This is a genomic window from Patiriisocius sp., assembly GCF_051252435.1.
In the GTDB taxonomy this organism is placed as follows: domain Bacteria; phylum Bacteroidota; class Bacteroidia; order Flavobacteriales; family Flavobacteriaceae; genus Patiriisocius.
On sequence record NZ_JBPOFW010000001.1, the window covers coordinates 150259 to 170896 of the forward strand.

Consider the following 20638-nt stretch of genomic DNA (forward strand, 5'->3'; position numbering starts at 1 on the left):
AACACTAAAATATGAATGTAGAATTCTGGCAATGGGGATTGATAATAGTATCTAGTTTGATACTGTTTTTCCTGTCTCCATTAGCAAAACATAAAGATGAATTTTTCAAAGCTACGCACAATAAAAAAGCACCCTCTGCCCTATGGCTTACTGGGAGTTTGATTATTTCGTGGATTTTCGCGAAGAGTATCACAAATGCAGCAAATCTAGGACTTAGTTTTGGGATTGTGGGTGGCGTAGCGTATGCGGGTTATTATTTGTCTTTTGCCGTTGCTGGGGTTTTAATTTATCAACTACGAGTAAAAGGCGGATTTCAAAGTATCCATCATTTTTTGACAACAAAATTTGGAAGAAGTGCCATGGCATTATTCTCCATTTTAATTTCAATAAGGCTTTTCAATGAAGTTTGGAGCAACACGATGGTAATTGGAAGTTACTTTGGAGAAAGCGGAAGCACTTCGTATTATTGGGCCATTTTAGTGTTTACCGCTTTAACGTTAGCCTATGCCATTAAAGGAGGTTTAAGTAGTTCTATTTTTACCGATGTCATCCAAATGGTATTATTCTCGGTCTTACTTATTGTCATTTTGGGTGCCATATTTTCAACCGATAATTTTACAGTTTCTGAAGCGGTAACTTCTGGTAGCTGGACTTTTGAAATGGGACTTAATTTGTTATTTGCAGCGCTTTTACAATCGTTCAGTTATCCATTTCACGACCCGGTTTTGACAGACCGTGCTTTTTTAAGTTCGCCAAAAGTAACACGCCGAAGTTTTCTGTGGGCTAGTGTTTTAGGAGCAATGTGCATTGTACTTTTTAGTTTGATTGGGGTTTACGCGCAAAGCCAAGGAATGGAAGGACAAGCTGCGGTTGAAGTAGGAAAAGCCTTTGGTGTAGTCATTTTATTGGTCATTAATTTTATAATGATTACAAGTGCTGCGTCCACATTGGACTCTACATTTTCATCTTTTTCAAAACTATTGGCAGTAGATTTAAAGTTGGGAGACAACCTCACTTTTGGTCGTCTTTCCATGGCAGTTATCGCAATTTTAGGTACCATTCCCGTTTTTTTAAATGCTGAAATTTTAAGTGCGACGACTATTTCGGGAACCATGGTCATTGGATTGACGCCGGTTTTTATTTTTTGGAATAAAAATGTGCCTAAAATAAGTTTTCATTTAAGTGTAGCCTGCGGTATCATTTTCGGGTTATTGCTTGTTTTCAATATATTTCCGAAGCCACTCATATTCACCCAAGGAAAATACGCAGACCTCCTATGGGTAAATGTCTGGGGTATTTTAAGTTGCACCCTTTTATACCTCGCCCCATCATGGATAAAAAAATAGAACAATTAGGCACATTGACTGGCAAAGTGCTACTTTTTGGTGGTGTGTATAGCAATTTACAAGCGCTAGAATCCATAAAACGTATTGCCGAAAAACATCACATTTCAGCAGAAAATTGCATAAATACTGGTGACCTTGTTGGTTATTGCGCGCAACCCGAAGAAACGGTCCAACTATTTAAACTTTGGGGAGCAAAGAGTATTGTGGGTAATGTTGAAATTCAATTGCGAGATGGCGCAGATGATTGCGGCTGTGATTTTAGAGAAGGATCGCGTTGTGATGGATTTTCGCAATTATGGTACCCTTTTGCACAAAGTAAATTGACAAAAAACTCTTTAGCGTATTTAGAAACTTTGCCAGATCATATTCAGTTTAAATATGCCGAAAAAAATGTAACGGTGGTGCATGGTGCTTATAACAATATATCGCAATTTATTTACAAAAGTACCCCTTGGAAATTTAAGGAACCTTCATTCACCGCGACTAAAAGTGACGTTATTATTGCTGGACATTGCGGCCTGCCTTTTTATCATCAAAATGATGAAAAATTATGGTTAAATCCAGGAGTCATTGGTATGCCAGCCAATGATGGAAGTCCGCAAGTGTGGTATTGTATATTGGATGATGCAAAAGGAAAATTCAATTTTAAACATCATTCACTAGACTATAATCACCAATTGGCGAGCCAGCTCATGCGTAATGGATTGTTACCCGAAGAATATGCCCGAACCATCATCACTGGTATTTGGGATAATACTGAAATTTTACCTCCAATTGAAAGCGGTTTGCAAGGGTTTGGAATTTCATTTTGATAGGAGCCAACTTAAAAATATGGTATAAAATTTGACTAAATTTACATTGTGGAAAAAACATTTATTTTATTCGTCGTTTTATTGATTTCAGCCTCCAGTTTTGCTCAAAAAACGCTGGACGAGTTACTTCAACAATATAACACACGCAGCATTCCTTACATTTCGGTGGAAGAGTTGAGAATGAAACAGATTAATGGAGATGTGATAATTTTAGATGCTCGAGAGGAAAACGAATACCAAGTAAGCCACATCGAAGGTGCAAAATTTATTGGTTTCAACACCTTTTCTTCAGAAAGTGTACGAGCCGAAATCCCCGAAAAAGAAACTCCCATCATTGTGTATTGCTCTTTAGGAATTCGTTCCGAAGAAATTGGCGAGAAACTTAAAAAAGCAGGGTTTACGAATGTACAAAACCTCTACGGTGGTATTTTTGAGTGGAGTAATAATGAATACCCAGTTATCAACCAACAAGAAAAAGAAACAGATAGCATTCATGTTTTTTCCAAAGCTTGGGGAAAATGGTTGCTGAAAGGAGAAAAAGTATATTAAAAAATAAAGATTTAAAATGGCCATTTTAGGACTTAAAAGCACCGACGGAAACGAAAACTCAAAAGAGATTTTTCACTTCCCTACTTCAAAAAATGCCTTGATTATCTTTACTCGAAATCCAGAGTTAGGCAAATGTAAAACGCGACTTGCGGCAAAAGTGGGCGATGAAGCTGCATTGGAAATCTATAAATTTTTATTGCAACATACGGTGAAAATCACGACACCTTTAAAAGCAGATAAATTTGTGTATTATTCAGTGGAACATCGTGAACATGATGGTTGGGATAATTCCATTTTCAGCAAAAAAGTACAAAATGGAGAAGATTTAGGGACACGCATGCAACAAGCATTTTCTGAAATTTTTAAACTCGGTTATGAGCGTGCCATCATTATTGGTAGCGATATGTATGACATGGATACGCAAGACATCCAAAACGCATTTACTGCACTTGAAACCCATGACGCCGTTATAGGTCCAGCTGAAGATGGTGGTTATTATTTATTGGGAATGAAAGCTGTCCACGAGGCAGTATTTAAAAATAAAACTTGGGGAACGGATACCGTTTTAGCGGCAACGTTACATGATTTAAAGGATTTGAAAGTTGCAAAATTAGAGGAGAAAAACGATGTTGATTATTACGAGGACATTCAAGATATTGAAGTCTTTCAACAGTTTTTCCCTTCGGAATTAAAAAAGATTAAATACACATGAAAAAATTTATAAAAGAAGCAGTACAGTTTTTACAAAGTAGAGGTTTTGGGGAGCCAGAAGTGGGTATCATTTTAGGTACTGGTCTCGGCAAAATTATAGACGATGTTACCATTGAAGCCGAAATGAGCTACAACCACATCCCTAACTTTCCAACAGCAACCGTAGAGTTTCACAAAGGGAAATTGATTTATGGCGAATTGGCTGGAAAAAAAGTGGTGTTAATGCAAGGGCGATTCCATGTGTATGAAGGGTATTCGTTACTTGACGTTACATTTCCGGTACGGGTGATGAAACATTTGGGAATTTCAAAATTACTCGTGAGCAATGCATCTGGCGCAATTAATACTAGCTTCAAAAAAGGCGAAATCATGTTGATTGATGACCACATTAATCTGCAAGGGGATTCTCCTTTAGCATTTAAAGGCGTTGAAAAATTGGGTGAACGTTTTGTAGACATGAGCGCTCCCTATGACGCTGAAATGAATTCTAAAATTGAAAAGATTGCCAGAGAACACAACATCAATTTGCACAAAGGGGTCTATGCCAGCGTAGTTGGCCCTCAATTGGAAACTAGAGCTGAGTACCGTTATTTAAAAATAATTGGGGCAGATGCAGTGGGCATGAGTACCGTGCCAGAAATCATTGTGGCAAACCATTTAAAATTACCTGTGGTTGCTTTGTCAGTTTTGACAGATGAATGCGACCCAGACAACCTAAAACCTGTGGACATTCCAGATATTATTGCACAAGCTGGAAAAGCAGAACCACAAATGATTACCCTGTTTACCGAATTAATAAAAAGTCTCTAAAAATGGACAAAATTTTATCTTTTTTACTGGTGGGTGTCGGTCTTTATAAAGTTGTATATTCATTCATCGAAAATTTAGAAGTTGGATTACTTTTTGGAACAGAAATAAACATTTGGCTGTACCGAATTATTTGGACTTCGGTTATAGTTTTAGGTGTAATTTCGATTATTAAGAAGTCAAAACAGAAGCAACAGTAGTAAAGGAATTAAAATTTCCGAAGCTAGAAAAACATAAAATAATTAAACAAAAAGTGGTTGATAACCACAAAAAACTATGAGTTATTTAGATACAACACACGACGTTTATAAAGAAGCCGCATTAACACCAGATGTAGGATTATGTTGCACGACAAACCCTATTTGGGAATTACCCGGTTTGAAAATCCCTAAAATCATGCAAGAAATGAATTATGGCTGCGGAAGCACTGTGCATGCGCGCGACTTATCAAACAATCCAAAAATGCTGTACGTGGGCGTAGGTGGAGGAATGGAATTACTGCAATTTTCATATTTCAACCGTCAAAAAAATGGCGTGGTTGGTATTGATGTTGTGGATGAAATGCTAGAGGCTTCGCGTAAAAACTTCAAGATTGCCGAGGAGCAGAACGACTGGTTTAAAAGTGAATTTGTTGACCTCAAAAAAGGAGATGCGCTTAATTTACCCGTGGATGATAACTCAATTGATGTGGCAGCCCAAAATTGTCTTTTCAATATTTTTAAGGCTGAAGATTTAAAAAAGGCGATTGAAGAAATGTACCGCGTTTTAAAACCTCATGGAAAGTTGGTAATGAGCGACCCAACGTGTGAACAACCCATGAATGAAACTTTACGTAACGACGACAGACTTCGCGCACTGTGCCTTAGCGGAAGTTTACCCATCGCAGAATATGTAAAAGCATTGACAGATGTAGGTTTTGGAACTATTGAAATTAGAGCCAGAAAACCGTACAGAATTCTCGATCCAAAAAATTACCCAACTGATGAGTTGATTTACATTGAGTCTATCGAAGTGGCCGCTATTAAGGATCCAATGCCAGAAGATGGCCCATGTATTTTTACGGGAAAGGCCGCTATTTATTATGGTGACCAAGATTTCTTTGACGACAATAAAGGACACGTTTTATTGAAGAATCAACCGTTGGCGGTTTGCGATAAAACTGCGGGAGCATTAAAAGCTTTGGGCAGAGACGATATTTATTTTAGTGAATCGACATACCATTATGATGGTGGTGGCTGTTGTTAAATAATACGGTTCCTTTGGGACAATTTAATGGAAAAATACACAAACATATTTAAGGACTCGTACGCAGGATATTTTAATTATCTACTGCAAGAAATCACTACGTTTCATTGGGAAAATTATTTCTATGGATTGATTTTAGTATCGCTTGTAGTTTGGGGATTAGAAGTAGCATTCCCGTGGCGGAAAGACCAAAAAATTTTTAGAAAAGACTTTTGGCTGGATACCTTTTATATGTTCTTTAATTTCTTTTTGCTGAATTTAATTGTTCTCATTTTCCTTTCAAATGCTTCCGAAGCACTCTTTAACGACTTACTCGGTTTTGCAGGAATTAAATTGGAAGATTTTCAATTAGTAAATCTCAATGCTCTTCCCTACGGACTGGGATTGTTCGTATTTTTCATTGTGTCAGATTTTGTACAATGGAACACACATCGTCTTTTGCACAGAGTGCCATTTCTTTGGAATTTCCACAAATTGCACCACTCTGTAAAAGAGATGGGGTTTGCGGCCCACTTGCGATATCACTGGATGGAGCCCATTGTTTACAAATCACTTTTATATATTCCATTAGCCATTATTGGAGGATTTAATGTGGCCGATGTTGCGATAGTTCATTTCTTCGCATTGACCGTTGGGCACTTAAATCATGCCAACTTAGGCTGGGACTACTGGCTGCTGAAATATGTTTTCAACAACCCAAAAATGCACATTTGGCATCACGCTAAAGAACTTCCAGAAAACCATAAATACGGTGTAAATTATGGTTTGACCTTGAGCATATGGGATTATATTTTTAAAACAAATCACATCCCTTATGAAGGTAGAGATATTGAATTAGGATTTGAAGGTGATGAAGATTTTCCTAAAAGCTTTTTAAAACAAGAAGGCTATCCGATGACTAAATAACTGCAGAAATAGTAATGGTTTTAATCGCTTTATAAATTCTTGGAACAACTATTGCTTCTTCTGAAATGTTACTTCACCAAAACCGACCAACACTTAAAACAACAACGTATGAAATCAATAGTCCAAATAGTTCTTTTCAGTTTTATAATTAGCAGCTGTTCTGGAACGAAGAAAATTTCAGAAGAAAAACCTGTGAACAATATTGTCATTCACGATACAATGGAAATCCCTGAAAAACCAGAGGCGCCAATGGTTGGGACTGGAACTAAAGTTACAACAACAATCCCTGTGCGCGATATGCCTACAATTCCAGAGAAAGAAATCCCTGTGGAAGAATTTGTTGAAGTAAATCCGCAACAATTTACACCACCAACAAATAACCCTAAAACTATTGAACCTGTAGTTCCCAAAGTAGTTGTCACCTTTGACCACACACCATTTGACAATTTATTGAAAAGTAACGTAACGGCGAAAGGAAATGTAAACTATGCCGATTTTGCAAAAGACAAAAATAAATTACGAAATTATATCGCCAGTTTAGGAAAAAATATGCCAACTGAGGATTGGAAAACCGAAGACAAATTAGCCTATTGGATGAATGCTTACAATGCGATGACGGTAGATTTAATTTTAAGAAATATGCCATTGGAAAGCATTAAGGATATAAAAAATCCTTGGGATCAAAGGCTATGGAAATTAGATGAAAAATGGTACAATCTTGATGAAATTGAACATCAAATTTTAAGAAAAATGGGCGACCCGAGAATTCATTTTGGAATCAATTGTGCCTCATTTTCTTGTCCGCCATTATTGAATGAAGCATTTACAGCAGCTAAGGTCAACAGCCAATTAGATTTTCTAGTAAAGCGATTTATCAATGATAACTCTAGAAATACAATTGGAAAAGATGCTGTTGAAATTTCAAAAATATTCGATTGGTTTTCTAAAGATTTCAAACAAAACGGAAGCGTTATTGACTACCTCAACAAATATTCAAATTTAAAGATTGATAGCAATGCCCGCGTGCGCTACAAAGACTATAACTGGGAGTTGAATAAATAGCTAAAGTTTTACTAAAGCTGGCACAACCTAGCGTTAATGAAGCCACTATGCACCAATGATTTGAGTATTTTTAAATCAAAATAATTTTTATGAATTTTTTAAAATATCCGATATCAATATTGGTAATCGCTTTCACGCTACAAAGTTGTAACTTATTGTCAGCAGCAGGCATTGGTAGCCAAGCACAACCTGTTAAACAAGTGGACCAACCATTAACAAGCACAACGGCAAATTCAGCTGTGAACATAAACCATGAGCAATGGACGGGATTACTTAAAACGTATGTGAACAGCAAAGGTTTAGTGGATTACAAAGGGTTTAAAAAAAATGAGCAAGAGCTCGATGAATATCTAGACATGCTCGCTTCTCAAGACCCAAACAACGAGTGGAGCCCTCAAGAATTATTAGCATTTTATATCAATTTATATAATGCGCAAACCGTTAAATTAATTGTTGAAAATTATCCGGTTGAAAGTATTAAAGATATTAGTGGCGCTTGGACAAAAGGACGTGCTCGTGTTGACGGAAGAGAATTATCACTCGGAGGAATCGAAAACGGAATCCTTAGAAAAATGAACGAACCCCGCATTCATTTTGCTATAAATTGTGCATCTATTTCTTGCCCTAAACTTTTAAATGAAGCTTACACGGCCTCAAAAATTAATGAGCAATTAGATAAAGTGACAAAGGATTTTATCAATAGCGATAAAAATGAAATCAGCCCCAAAAACCCTAAAATATCAAGCATATTCTCATTTTACCCAAAAGATTTTGAAGTAAATGGCACACCTGATATCGCTGGGTACATTAACAAATACAGCAAGACCAAAATTGATGCTGGCGCTCCTTTGACTTACTTAGAATACAATTGGAATTTAAACGAACAATAATTTTCGCCCTCCAAATTTAAACCAATGACGTTACTTAGTAATTTCATTGGTTTTTTAATGTTTAAAATCAAAACCACAACGTTTAGTTTTTCGTAAGTTTACACCTATGCTTAGCATCATTATCCCAGTTCTCAACGAAGCCAAAAACATCACGAATGTTCTCCAACATCTCGTTACAAATGCTTCGGAAATAAACAAAATTCAAGTGATTATTGTTGATGGTGGCAGTAGTGATAATACAGCAACACTCGTTACTTCATATGCTGAAATTTCAAAAGCGAACATCATCTTAATTCCTTCGGATAAGGGACGCGCAAGACAAATGAATGCTGGCGCACGAAAGGCAACCGGAAAGATTCTATATTTTCTGCACGCAGATTCGTTTCCGCCGAAAAGTTATGATGACCTTATCATTCAAGAAATAGCAAAAGGAAACCCAGCAGGATGCTTTAAAATGAAATTTGATAGCAGCCATTGGTGGCTCAAACTTGCCAGTTGGTTCACTCAATTTTCATGGCGAGCCTGTCGTGGTGGTGACCAAAGTCAATTTATCACTCGTCAACTTTTTAATGAAATTGGTGGTTTTGACGAAACCTATACTATTTATGAAGACAATATTTTGATCAGCGAATTGTATGAACGTAACAAATTTGTTGTCATTCAAGAATGGATTATAAGTTCGGCACGTCTTTATGAACAGCACGGTGTTTGGAATTTACAATATCACTTTTTTACCATTTATTTTAAAAAATGGATGGGCGCAGATGCAGATGAATTGTACGCATATTATCTAAAAAACATCAAACAACAGCGCGCGGCTAAAGTTGAAGAAACAGCCGCTGAACCTATTAAGGTTTTTAGCGATAAATAAAACTTTAAGATTTCTACAACACAATTTTATTCGCTTCGGTTGTAACTTCGAGTTCCAACAAAAAAACGAACTATGAATATTTTTGAAGCCATTAGAGCAGACCACGACATACAACGCGAACTTCTTGACCAAGCACTTGCAACCTCTGGAGAAAGCAAAGAGCGTAAACAGATTTGGAAAAAACTAAAAGTTGAATTAAAAGGTCACGAGGTTGCAGAAGAACGTAATTTTTACAAGCAATTAATGGATAACGACATGATGGTCGAGCATACTCGTCACGGCATTGCAGAGCATCATGAAATTGATGAGTTGATTGAAAAAGTGGAAGAATCTGACATGGACACTTCAGCTTGGTTAGCTAATTTAAAAGCATTGGACCACCAAGTACGTCATCATCTTGAAGATGAAGAAAAAGCATTTTTCCAGTTAGCTGGAAAAGTATTTAGTGAAGCTCAAAAAACGAGTTTGGCGAAAGAATACAACAAAGAAATGGAAGCGCAAAGAGCGTAATTTTTCATTTCAATAAACAATACTTAACCTCTAAAACATTTTTAGTTTTAGAGGTTTTATTTGTCATTACTTCTAGAAAAATGTTGTTTGATAATCTTTTCCACGGGTTTATTCTGCGGTGTAAATTGCGAATCCAACTCACCTCCCACTTTTGAATGGTCAATAAACCATTTCCAGATAAAACCTCCTGCAAACCAAGGCTCATCGTATAAAACATCAAATAGACCTTTTGTTAAATTTGTCTGCGCTTCTAGATTTACATCAATCATTTCCCGGCTGCTCAACCAAGGTTCTTTTCCTGCAAAATTCACACTTCGATAGCCGTATTCTGTAAACAAAATGGGCCTTTTATTGGCTTCGGAAATTTCTTTCATTTCAGCTTTCCATTGTTGCCAACCCAATTTTGCCTCCTCAACGGTTGGCGTCTTGCTCTCTGAAATGGGGAAATAAGCATCCACACCTATATAATCGAGTTGACCCCAAAAAGGTACACGTTTGTATTCGTCCCAATTGGCAGCGTAGGTCAATATGCCTTTATATACTTTTTTGACTTCGGAAATGAGATGATCCCAAAATTTGGGTCGCTCGATGATAAATTGTTCTAATTCTGTTCCAATGCAAAACATTTCAGTATTCATTTCAGCAGCTAATCTCGCGTAGATTAAAATAAAATCGAGATAACTTTCTTCCAAATTTTTCCAATTTTCTTCACTATTCATTTTTAAATAGCCTGTAAACTCGCCTCGCCAAATCCAAATTTGCGGTTTTATCATTACTGCAATGTTGTTTTTATGGAGCATTTCAACATATTGTTGTACTCCTTCGGCACGTTCGCCAAACCATTGGCGCTCTGTATTATATTGCAATGTGGGGGTTTCTAAATCTCTAATAAAACCAAAAGGCATTACCGCAGCGTAATTAGCATGCAAGTTTACCACCGCATCTAAATGTTCTTGAGTAGTAGCCTCTCCCGAAGCCACAAAACTAATTCCATTGATTTTTTTCGACGGTTGACTTGAGCAATTCTGAAATAATAAAAAACAACAAACAAGTCTAAATAATAATTTCATCGATACGAAGATTGAATGTGGAAGATAATTAAAATGAACATTATAGATAGTTAAAAATTTCAAGGGATTTAAAATTTCCGAAGCTAAAAGTTTCAAAAAGCTATATCTCCATTTGTGTAAAGTTTGTACCTTGAAATGCGACTCATTAAAATACCTGTCAAAAATTAATTTCAGACTCCTCGATAAAATTTATGAAACATATTGTCATTATTGGAAATGGAATTGCTGGAGTCACTGCAGCACGCCATATTAGAAAATTAAGCGATTATAAGATAACTATTATCAGTGCCGAGACAGACTACTTTTTCTCGCGTACTGCTTTGATGTATGTGTATATGGGGCACATGAAGTTTGAGCACACCAAACCCTACGAAGATTATTTCTGGAAGAAAAATCGCATCGATTTGATGAACGCTTACGTCACGCAAGTACTCCCCGAAGAAAAAGAAGTGGTCACAAAAAATGGCGAACGCATAAAATATGACTCTTTGATATTGGCAACGGGTTCGAAGCCGAATAAATTTGGTTGGCCGGGACAGGAATTAGATGGCGTTCAAGGATTATATTCATTTCAAGACCTACAAGCACTCGAAAAAAACGCACCCAATAAAGAGGTTTGCAATAGAGCTGTCATTGTTGGTGGTGGTTTAATAGGAATTGAAATGGCTGAAATGCTTCGCACACGTGATATTCCCGTTACTTTTTTAGTGAGAGAAAAGAGTTTTTGGAACGGAGTTTTACCGAGTGGTGAAAGCGAAATGATCAACAAACACATTAAAAGTCATCACATTGATTTAAGATTAAACACCAATCTCAAAGAAATTTTAGCGGACGAAAACGGCAGAGCAAGGGCAGTTATTATTGAAGAAACGGGCGAAGAATTACCGTGTAATGTGGTGGGGTTAACGGCTGGTGTAACTCCAAATATTGACTTTTTAAAAGAAACTCCAATTGAATTAGATAAGGGAATTAAAGTAAACCGCTTGCTTGAAACAAACATTAAAGACATCTACGCCATAGGCGATTGCGCAGAACAACACGAAGCCATTGGCAACCGTCGCCCTGTTGAAGCCGTCTGGTACACAGGTAGAATGATGGGCGAAACGGTAGCGCAAACCATTTGTGGAAACCCCATGGAATATAATCCTGGACATTGGTTTAATAGCGCTAAATTTTTGGACATTGAATATCAAACGTATGGCTGGGTTTATAGTGAAAGAAATAAAAAAGAAAGTGAGCAGCATTTTCATTGGCAGCATCAAGATGGCACAAAATGTATCACAATTGCCTTTCACAATAATACTAGAGAGTTTTTAGGCATAAACACCTTTGGTATTAGAATGAAACACGAAGTTTTTGATAGGTGGCTCACTGAAAAAAGGGATGTGGATTATGTGATGGAACACCTTAAAAAAGCCAATTTTGACCCAGAATTTTACACTCATTTTGAGAAAGAAATTCTTGAACATTTTAAAAATACCGAAAAAATTACTGCTTAAAAATTTATAGCAATAAACACATTTATGAGCACAATACAAAGAGACATGTCCCTCACGGGTCAACCGCCCAAAAGTATTAACACCACTCAAAAGACAGGAACACTAATTGGAATGTTTGGGTTAATCATTATTACCCTAGCTGGATTTAATATAAATTTTCCCGATAAAGGATTGTGGCTCACCATTTCATTAATTGCGATATTATCAGGGATAATCATATTTACCCTTGGCGCTTATAGCTCAAAAATGGAAGGTATAAAAAATGATGGGGTGTGGTTTAAATCAATAACAAGTAGAGGATATCTCGCTTGGTTATTGGGAATAGCACTTACAGGATTTTATGTAATTCTATATTTCTTTCCGCAGTATTTGGGTTTGGTAAAAGAAGGCGAAAACACAGGCATCATTGCACTTTTTGACCCTTTGAGCAAGCTTTTGAGCGGTAACCCAGCTAGCCAGTGGTTTGTGTACGGCACCTTATATACGATTGCCATTTTTGCTTTTGGTATTAAATTTTTCTACAAATACCGTCATAATACCTACGAGAAAATTAGAACTGTGAGTGTCATGTTTTTTCAAACTTCGTTTGCCTTTTTAATCCCAGAGTTTATGTCGCGCCTTAACAGCGACAGTTTTTCATTACCCTACTACGATTTAAAAAACATCTGGCCACTCAACTATTATAACTTTGAACAGTACCGTGTTGACTCCTTTATTTCTGCGGGAGATATTGGTCTTGGTCTATTGCTGTTTGGTATCGCCTCTATCTTTATCATTACACCTATTCTCACTTACAAATATGGAAAACGCTGGTATTGCAGCTGGGTTTGTGGATGCGGCGGCCTCGCAGAGACAGCAGGAGACCCCTTTAGGCATTTGAGCGATAAAAGAATGGTCGCTTGGAAAATAGAACGCTGGGTAATCCACAGTGTCTTAGTATTTGTAGTAGTAATGACTACAGCCGTTATTCACTCTTATTTGGGAGAGGATGCTTCAAAATACTGGCTCACTAAAGATACCTTCCTCATAGGAGTTGCCGTTTTTTTAACACTATTATTTTTAGGAATTTGGATATTTAAACGAGAAGAACTTGCCAAAGACGCCCGTTTAGGAGCCATTGGTTATTTTGTAATTGTAATTGCTCTCATTGGAATGCATTACGCAACAGGCAAAAATGTTTTTTTGTTCGAAGCAGAAACGCTCCGACAAACCTACGGATTTTTATTAGGCGCTATATTCTCTGGCGTAATTGGGACAGGTTTTTACCCCATTTTTGGAAACCGTGTTTGGTGTCGCATGGGATGTCCCATGGCAGCGATATTAGGAATGCAACAGCGACTTTTCTCAAAATTTAGGATTACCACAAACGGCGGTCAATGCATCTCTTGCGGTAATTGCTCCACCTATTGCGAAATGGGAATCGACGTGCGTGCTTACGCTCAAAAGGGAGAAAATATTGTGCGTAGCTCTTGTGTGGGTTGTGGAATTTGTTCGGCAGTTTGCCCACGTGGTGTACTAAAGCTTGAAAACGGCCCTCTCGAAGGTCGCATAGATAGCAACGAGATTTTATTGGGTAACGATGTAGATTTAATGAAATTGATAAACAATAAATAATAGAAATTTAGAGAAAAAACGTTAGTTTTAAAAACTATCAACGTCTATTAGCTCACTATTTTCTTCGGAAATTTCAAAGCCATTACTATGATTGTTTTGAATGAATTTCGCGTGGTTTCGGAACGTATTATTTCCGAAGCTGAAACATTTATTCAACCATCCATTTGGAATTGCGAATATATCAAAGGAAAACCCCTTATTAATAACGATATTGCGACCAGAAATCGAAGCAAATTTCCGAAGGAAAAAGAATACTTTTAAATTTTCAAGAGTGCTAAAACGGCCACTATTTTAATGAACCCCATCATAAAAGTCATCATTCCAGCCTACAACGAAGCTGACTCCATAGGCCTTGTAATTAAAGACATTCCGTCCATCGTGGACGAAATAATTGTGGTGAGCAACGCCTCGACCGATGCTACTGAAATTGTTGCCTCAAATGCTGGAGCAACGGTTTTGCGGGAAGAAAATATGGGATACGGCTATTCTTGTCTTAAAGGTATGAGGCATATTGCTAGTTCAAAAAACAAAGCCGATATCGTTGTATTCTTGGATGGCGATTACAGCGATTTCCCGGAACAACTTACCGAACTTGTCGCTCCAATTATTGAAAAAAATATTGATTTTGTTATTGGTGCGCGTGTTGCCCACTTGAGAGAAAATGGTTCTATGACGGTTCCACAAAAATTTGGGAATTGGCTGGCAACTTCATTAATGGGTTTGTTTTTTGGCTCAAAATTTACAGATTTAGGTCCGTTTAGAGCTATCAAATATGACAAACTTTTATCTCTTGAAATGGAAGATAAAACCTACGGCTGGACCGTAGAAATGCAATTGAAAACATTGAAAAAAAAATACACATACGTTGAAATCCCTATGAAATATAGAAACAGGATAGGTGAATCTAAAGTTTCAGGCACAGTAAAAGGTGCTATATTTGCAGGCATTAAAATATTAGGTTGGATATTTAAATACTCGTTCAAAAAATGATTCTTGAAACCATCATCATGGTTATTTATTCGGTTGCGCTCATTCTTATCTTGATGTATGCTTTGGCCCAACTCAACCTGCTATTTAATTATTTACGTTCCAAGAAAAATCAAGAGGTTTGTGAAACGTTCGATTTTTCTAATTCTGATGAAATTCCTTATGTGACCATCCAACTGCCTGTGTACAACGAAATGTATGTGATGGAAAGGCTTTTGGATAACATCGCTACATTGGAATATCCCATTGATAAGTTAGAGATACAAGTACTCGATGATTCTACGGATGAGTCTTTAGAAACTACAGCAACACAGATTTCTTCCCTTAAAAAAAGAGGACTTGATATTCAGCACATCACCAGAAAAGACCGTTCAGGTTTTAAAGCGGGCGCATTAAAAGAAGGTTTAAAAACTGCAAATGGAGAATATATTGCCATTTTTGATGCTGATTTTCTTCCTAAAAAAGATTGGTTGAAAAAGACGATTCTGTACTTTAAAAATCCAGAAATTGGTGTAGTGCAAACACGATGGGGCCATATTAATCGTGACTATTCCATACTTACCAAGGTACAAGCATTTGCCTTAGACGCGCACTTTACGTTAGAACAAGTGGGACGGAATAGTGAAGGGCATTTTATCAACTTTAATGGGACTGCTGGGGTTTGGCGTAAAGAATGTATTCTGGACGCTGGAAATTGGGAAGGCGATACATTAACCGAAGACCTCGATTTGAGTTACCGCGCACAATTGAAAAACTGGAAATTTAAATACCTGGAAGAAGTAGAAACTCCGGCGGAACTACCCGTTGTCATTAGTGCCGCACGTTCGCAGCAATTTAGATGGAACAAAGGAGGCGCTGAGAATTTCCAAAAAATGATGGGTCGCGTATTGAAAAGTGATACTATTTCTGGTAAGACAAAAATTCATAGTCTATTGCATTTGCTAAATAGCACTATGTTTTTGAATATTTTTTTAGTGGCGGTATTGAGTATTCCCATGTTGTGGATAAAAAACGAATACGAGCATTTAAAAATGTACTTTGTAGTGATGAGCTTCTTCGTTATCAGCACTGTAATATTTTTTGTTTGCTATTGGTTTATGTTCAAAAATATTTACGGTGGAGGAATCAAGAAATTTTTGCGATATACAGGAATGTTCTTTACATTTTTCTCTATCGCGATGGGGTTTTCATTTCATAATACCATTGCTGTCATTGAAGGTCATATAGGAAAGAAAAGTGAGTTTGTACGCACACCAAAATTCAACATCAACAACTTAAAAGACAAATGGAAAGGCAATAAATACTTGAAAAAGAACATCTCCATCAATGTTATTTTTGAAGGTTTACTGATGCTTTATTTCGCATTTGGAATGTACTCCGCATTTATCGTTGGGGACCAAGGTGGCGATTTTGGATTGTTCCCCTTTCATTTAATGCTTTTTATAGGTTTTGGTTTTGTCTTTTTTAAGAGTTTGACGAGTAAGGTTTAAGGTCTCAGAGATATCCTAAATTGCTGTGGGGTCATGAATTCTAATTTTTTGAACTGCCTATTAAAATAACTCACATTATTGAATCCAGAATTAAAAGCAATTTCAGAAATCAACATTTTTCTGTGATGCTTCATTAATTTCTTAGCAAATTTTATTTTTTCAGAATTGACAAAATCAATTGGAGAAATACCTAAAGTGTTTTTAAATTTTTTATGAAAATTAGAAGTACTCATATAGGCCTTCTCTGCCAATTGATCTATGGTTATACTTTTGTCGGTTAAGTTTTCACGTATATATTTTACTACATATCCTATTCGGGTATCACTAAAAATATGCAAATCATCATTTAAGATACTCTGTTTCGCTTTTGTTTGTAATAGCCTCACTATTAATTCTTGTATCATCAAGTCTAAGAGCACATCCTTTGACGCTGTATTTTTTGTAAAAGTATTTACCAGTCTTTCTAATAAATAATTCACCTCTACTTGATGTGTTAAATGAGATGCAATTCCTTTTTCAAGTGTCCAAATTTCTTTTTCATCTTTTAATAAAACTGCTTCATTAAATTTGTTAGCTACTTCATGAATTTTTTCTGAATCAATACCTAAAGCTAAACACTGTGTAGGATTTTCTTTGCTAGCTATAGGAAAGTCAATTATCATTTCTTGGTTTGATGGCATCACTACAGATTCACCGGGTAAAAAATCAAAAGATTTCTTCTCCTTTAAATGCATTATTTTTTTTCCAGTAAGCATACTGGCAATTACAGGAAAATTAAAAGTGAGCGAAACTTGTTCTGCAATAGTGTGTGTCTCAAATATATTTAGTTCAGAATACGCAGCATTGTAAGTAGTACGATTCTCTACTAATGTATAGAGTTTTCTAGAAGCTTTATGCATTGATAACGAGTGATTCATGCTCAATAATACGATAATTAGCGTTATTAATAAAAGGTTTATAGAAACGTACTATCTTTCTATAGGATTGTTCAAGTTAATGAATTATTAATAAAATACATTTATCATCATTACGTATTTAACAATCAAATTATTAATTATTTATCATTATGAGTAATATAGCAACACAATCTGGAACAGCAATTGAACATCCAAAATTTAAGAGTCAATATGATAACTTTATTGGAGGTAAATGGGTAGCACCAAAAAAGGGAGAATATTTTGAATGTATCTCTCCGGTAGATGGAAATTCTTTTACAAAAATTGCACGTTCAACTAAAGAAGATATAGATTTTGCAGTTGAGGAAGCTTGGAAATCTGCTCCTCACTGGAATAACACGTCAGTAACCGAACGTAGTAATATTCTATTAAAGATAGCAGATATCATTGAAAAAAACATTGAAGTATTAGCTAAAGCTGAAACGTGGGATAATGGAAAACCTATTAGAGAAACTATGAATGCTGATCTTCCTTTAGCTGTAGATCATTTTAGATACTTTGCTGGTGTAATAAGAGCAGAAGAAGGTGGAGCAAGTGAACTTGACGAAAATACATTGTCATTAAACATTTGGGAACCTTTAGGTGTTGTAGGACAGATTATCCCATGGAACTTCCCGCTGTTAATGGCCACTTGGAAATTAGCCCCAGCTCTAGCTGCAGGAAATTGCGTAGTGCTCAAACCAGCAGAACAAACTCCGGTTGGCATTATGATATTAGCAGATTTAATTAAGGATGTAGTTCCAAACGGGGTATTAAACATAGTAAATGGTTATGGATTAGAAGCTGGAAAACCTCTCGCCTCTCACCCAAAAATAAACAAGATTGCATTTACAGGCGAGACTACAACGGGACAACTTATTATGCAGTACGCTTCAAAGAACATCATACCCGTAACGCTTGAACTTGGTGGGAAATCTCCAAATATCTTCTTTAAAAGTATTATGGACGCAGATGATGATTTCTTTGATAAAGCTATTGAAGGAGCAGTAATGTTTGCCTTTAACCAAGGAGAAGTATGTACGAGCCCCTCTAGGATTTTAGTAGAAGAGAGCATTTACGATGATTTTATGAAACGAGTGGTCGAGCGCACTAAAGCTATAAAAATAGGACATCCCCTAGATCCTGAAACTATGATGGGGGCACAAGCTTCAAATGATCAATTTGAAAAAATACTTAACTATATAAATATAGGAAAAGAAGAAGGTTGCGAAGTGTTAACTGGCGGAGAAGCAGCTTACAATGAAGGACTTGAAGGCGGTTATTATATACAACCTACAATCTTAAAAGGAAATAATAAAATGAGGGTTTTTCAAGAAGAAATATTTGGCCCTGTAGTTTGCGTTACAACTTTTAAAGATGAAGAAGAAGCTGTTGAAATTGCAAACGATACGTTGTATGGATTAGGCGCAGGTGTATGGACGCGAGACACACATCAGGCTTATCAAGTTGCCCGTAAAGTAAAGGCAGGTCGTGTTTGGGTAAATAATTACCACGCTTATCCTGCACATGCTCCATTTGGCGGTTATAAAAAATCTGGAATAGGTAGAGAAAACCATAAAATGATGTTAGACCACTACAGACAGACTAAAAATATGCTAATCTCTTATGACAAGAAAAAACTAGGCTTCTTCTAAAATTTTAAAATAAAAAAAAGGGTCGAATTTTAACTATTTCGACCCTTTTAAAATTTATAGTGTATGGAAAAATCAAGAGTGGACATTACTGAAAAAGCAACAGATATTGTTGTTCAATTACAAGAGAAACATGGCGAATTAATATTTCATCAAAGTGGTGGATGTTGCGATGGTTCTTCTCCTATGCTATTGCTAAAAGAGGATTTATATCTCGACGAAAGTGATGTCCTTTTAGGCCATGTCGCTGATGTTCCTTTTTATATGAATATAGATCAATAAAAATATTGGAAACATACGCATTTAACAATTGATATCGTCAAAGGAATTGGATCCAGCTTTTCTATTGAAATCCCATTAGGTATTCGTTTTTTAATAAAATCAAGACTACTAACTGAAGAAGAAAACGCTTATTTTAAAATTTCTGAAAAAGAATCTTAAAAAGTAACCTCAACAACAACCATTTCCCCATCACGATTTACAGTTACCATCGCACGTTGCCCTTCTTCAAACGTTGCAAGTGCTTTCATATAACTCATCATATCTGTAGTTTCTAAATCACCTAATTTAACAACAATATCCCCTTTTTGCAATCCTGCTTTTTGCGCGGCCTTGTCCTCACTCACACCATCAATTCGCATTCCTTCACCGCTATATAAATAATCTGGAACTACGCCAAGAGCCACCTTAAACATAGGTACTTCTTCACTTTCATTTTTTGTCTTTCTGAAATTTAACTTCCCTGCATCATCGAGGTCTTTAATGACATTTAAAATATAATTGGCAATTTTATCCATGCCCTCGTAATTCAACTTCTCCGCGTCATCACTTGGTTTGTGATAATCCTCATGCTGACCCGTAAAAAAATGAAGCACTGGAATATCAGCTAAATAAAACGAAGTATGATCACTTGGCCCTACACCACTAACATGTTCTGCAATATTTAATCCTTGGTCGTTGTTCGCAAATAATGTTTGTTTAAAAATAGGAGACGTTCCCACACCGTGAACTGCGACAGTATTTTCATCATTCAATTTTCCAACCATGTCCATATTGATCATATATGAAACTGCTTTGGTGTCAATCGTTGGATTCTTTACAAAATAATTAGACCCTAATAATCCCATTTCTTCTCCAGAAAATGCAATAAAAAGATAATTATTATTTTTGGCAGTTGCTTCGTTTTTTATCATTTCCGAAGCCAATTTAAGCATCACAGCCACTCCACTTGCATTATCATCTGCGCCATTGTGTATCGCTTCGCCCTCGCGATATAGAGAACCCTCGCCTCCCATACCCAAATGGTCATAATGCGCTCCTATAACAACCGTTGTTGGCGCGCGATTATCAATATACCCCAGCACATTTGTTCCCGTTAACGTTCCATCAGCATTTTTTGTGGCAAAGCCGGCTTGCTCATGCGGATTTGAACTTGGCTTAAAGTTAAAAGTCTGTGTATATTGACCGTTCATTCCTTTTGGTTGGAGTCCGATTTCCTTAAATCTTTTTGCAATATATTCAGCTGCTTGGAGTTCGCCGGGAGTACCTGTTTCTCTGCCTTTAAAGGCATCATCAGCCAAAGCAAAGACATCTTCTTTCATTGTTACGACCGTTTTTTTTGTTTCTTGTTTACAAGAAATTGCAATGAAAACAGCGAATAGTATTACAATTGAGCGCATAAT

General features: G+C 36.5%; 21 protein-coding genes and 1 pseudogene. 19 read left to right on the forward strand and 3 right to left on the reverse strand.

Annotation, left to right across the window (positions count from 1 at the left end; all coding sequences use genetic code 11):
- Positions 1 to 11 precede the first annotated feature (11 nt).
- The 12 genes from ACSHW7_RS00660 (at position 12) to ACSHW7_RS00715 (ending at position 9709) form a co-directional block, all read left to right on the forward strand.
- The gene (locus tag ACSHW7_RS00660; protein ID WP_435677386.1) at positions 12 to 1346 is read left to right on the forward strand and encodes a sodium:solute symporter family transporter; all 1335 of its coding nucleotides are present in this window, start codon (positions 12 to 14) and stop codon (positions 1344 to 1346) included.
- Positions 1331 to 2158 carry a metallophosphoesterase family protein gene (locus ACSHW7_RS00665; RefSeq protein WP_435677387.1) on the forward strand — a complete coding sequence of 276 codons (828 nt, stop codon included), beginning with the start codon at positions 1331 to 1333 and terminating at the stop codon, positions 2156 to 2158. Before ACSHW7_RS00660 ends, ACSHW7_RS00665 begins: the two co-directional genes overlap by 16 nt.
- 48 nt (positions 2159 to 2206) lie before the next feature.
- Positions 2207 to 2707: a rhodanese-like domain-containing protein gene (locus tag ACSHW7_RS00670; RefSeq protein WP_435677388.1), complete on the forward strand. Its 501-nt coding sequence runs from the start codon at positions 2207 to 2209 to the stop codon at positions 2705 to 2707.
- A gap of 16 nt (positions 2708 to 2723) precedes the next feature.
- Complete coding sequence (locus ACSHW7_RS00675; protein WP_435677389.1) at positions 2724 to 3419, forward strand: TIGR04282 family arsenosugar biosynthesis glycosyltransferase; 696 nt, start codon at positions 2724 to 2726, stop codon at positions 3417 to 3419.
- Positions 3416 to 4228 (forward strand): purine-nucleoside phosphorylase, encoded by an 813-nt coding sequence (locus tag ACSHW7_RS00680; RefSeq protein WP_435677390.1) that lies wholly within the window; start codon positions 3416 to 3418, stop codon positions 4226 to 4228. Before ACSHW7_RS00675 ends, ACSHW7_RS00680 begins: the two co-directional genes overlap by 4 nt.
- A 2-nt stretch (positions 4229 to 4230) precedes the next feature.
- Positions 4231 to 4425, forward strand: a complete 195-nt coding sequence (locus ACSHW7_RS00685) for a hypothetical protein (protein ID WP_435677391.1) — start codon at positions 4231 to 4233, stop codon at positions 4423 to 4425.
- A 76-nt stretch (positions 4426 to 4501) separates the two neighbouring features.
- Positions 4502 to 5470 (forward strand): arsenosugar biosynthesis arsenite methyltransferase ArsM, encoded by a 969-nt coding sequence (arsM, locus tag ACSHW7_RS00690; protein WP_435677392.1) that lies wholly within the window; start codon positions 4502 to 4504, stop codon positions 5468 to 5470.
- A gap of 27 nt (positions 5471 to 5497) precedes the next feature.
- Entirely contained in the window at positions 5498 to 6376 is an 879-nt protein-coding gene (locus ACSHW7_RS00695) for a sterol desaturase family protein (protein WP_435677393.1), read from the forward strand.
- 108 nt (positions 6377 to 6484) lie between these two features.
- Positions 6485 to 7438 (forward strand): DUF547 domain-containing protein, encoded by a 954-nt coding sequence (locus ACSHW7_RS00700; RefSeq protein WP_435677394.1) that lies wholly within the window; start codon positions 6485 to 6487, stop codon positions 7436 to 7438.
- Positions 7439 to 7527: 89 nt separating this feature from the next.
- The gene (locus tag ACSHW7_RS00705) at positions 7528 to 8328 is read left to right on the forward strand and encodes a DUF547 domain-containing protein (RefSeq protein WP_435677395.1); all 801 of its coding nucleotides are present in this window, start codon (positions 7528 to 7530) and stop codon (positions 8326 to 8328) included.
- A 106-nt stretch (positions 8329 to 8434) separates the two neighbouring features.
- Entirely contained in the window at positions 8435 to 9199 is a 765-nt protein-coding gene (locus tag ACSHW7_RS00710) for a TIGR04283 family arsenosugar biosynthesis glycosyltransferase (RefSeq protein WP_435677396.1), read from the forward strand.
- Between the two features lie 72 nt (positions 9200 to 9271).
- Positions 9272 to 9709, forward strand: coding sequence for a hemerythrin domain-containing protein (locus ACSHW7_RS00715; protein WP_435677397.1), 438 nt, complete (start codon positions 9272 to 9274; stop codon positions 9707 to 9709).
- 56 nt (positions 9710 to 9765) lie between these two features.
- On the opposite strand, the gene ACSHW7_RS00720 is transcribed toward ACSHW7_RS00715, so the two are convergent.
- Complete coding sequence (locus tag ACSHW7_RS00720; protein ID WP_435677398.1) at positions 9766 to 10779, reverse strand: glycoside hydrolase family 113; 1014 nt, start codon at positions 10777 to 10779, stop codon at positions 9766 to 9768.
- A gap of 191 nt (positions 10780 to 10970) precedes the next feature.
- Here ACSHW7_RS00720 and ACSHW7_RS00725 point away from each other — a divergent pair, with 191 nt between their 5' ends.
- From ACSHW7_RS00725 to ACSHW7_RS00745, 5 genes are all read left to right on the forward strand, one after another.
- Positions 10971 to 12278: an NAD(P)/FAD-dependent oxidoreductase gene (locus ACSHW7_RS00725; protein WP_435677399.1), complete on the forward strand. Its 1308-nt coding sequence runs from the start codon at positions 10971 to 10973 to the stop codon at positions 12276 to 12278.
- Between the two features lie 24 nt (positions 12279 to 12302).
- Positions 12303 to 13892: a 4Fe-4S binding protein gene (locus tag ACSHW7_RS00730; protein WP_435677400.1), complete on the forward strand. Its 1590-nt coding sequence runs from the start codon at positions 12303 to 12305 to the stop codon at positions 13890 to 13892.
- Between the two features lie 87 nt (positions 13893 to 13979).
- Complete coding sequence (locus ACSHW7_RS00735; protein ID WP_435677401.1) at positions 13980 to 14153, forward strand: hypothetical protein; 174 nt, start codon at positions 13980 to 13982, stop codon at positions 14151 to 14153.
- Positions 14154 to 14186: 33 nt separating this feature from the next.
- Positions 14187 to 14882 carry a glycosyltransferase family 2 protein gene (locus tag ACSHW7_RS00740; protein ID WP_435677402.1) on the forward strand — a complete coding sequence of 232 codons (696 nt, stop codon included), beginning with the start codon at positions 14187 to 14189 and terminating at the stop codon, positions 14880 to 14882.
- Complete coding sequence (locus ACSHW7_RS00745) at positions 14879 to 16369, forward strand: cellulose synthase family protein (protein WP_435677403.1); 1491 nt, start codon at positions 14879 to 14881, stop codon at positions 16367 to 16369. Before ACSHW7_RS00740 ends, ACSHW7_RS00745 begins: the two co-directional genes overlap by 4 nt.
- Here the strand turns inward: ACSHW7_RS00745 and ACSHW7_RS00750 are convergent.
- Positions 16366 to 17268, reverse strand: a complete 903-nt coding sequence (locus ACSHW7_RS00750; protein WP_435677404.1) for an AraC family transcriptional regulator — start codon at positions 17266 to 17268, stop codon at positions 16366 to 16368. The genes ACSHW7_RS00745 and ACSHW7_RS00750 overlap by 4 nt on opposite strands.
- 167 nt (positions 17269 to 17435) lie before the next feature.
- Here ACSHW7_RS00750 and ACSHW7_RS00755 point away from each other — a divergent pair, with 167 nt between their 5' ends.
- Both ACSHW7_RS00755 and ACSHW7_RS00760 read left to right on the forward strand, forming a co-directional pair.
- The gene (locus ACSHW7_RS00755) at positions 17436 to 18959 is read left to right on the forward strand and encodes an aldehyde dehydrogenase family protein (RefSeq protein ID WP_435677405.1); all 1524 of its coding nucleotides are present in this window, start codon (positions 17436 to 17438) and stop codon (positions 18957 to 18959) included.
- Positions 18960 to 19022: 63 nt separating this feature from the next.
- Positions 19023 to 19397 (forward strand): annotated as a pseudogene (locus ACSHW7_RS00760) (DUF779 domain-containing protein).
- Here ACSHW7_RS00760 and ACSHW7_RS00765 read toward each other — a convergent pair.
- Entirely contained in the window at positions 19394 to 20635 is a 1242-nt protein-coding gene (locus ACSHW7_RS00765; RefSeq protein ID WP_435677406.1) for a M20/M25/M40 family metallo-hydrolase, read from the reverse strand. The pseudogene ACSHW7_RS00760 and the gene ACSHW7_RS00765 sit on opposite strands and share 4 nt — an antisense overlap.
- Positions 20636 to 20638 lie beyond the last annotated feature (3 nt).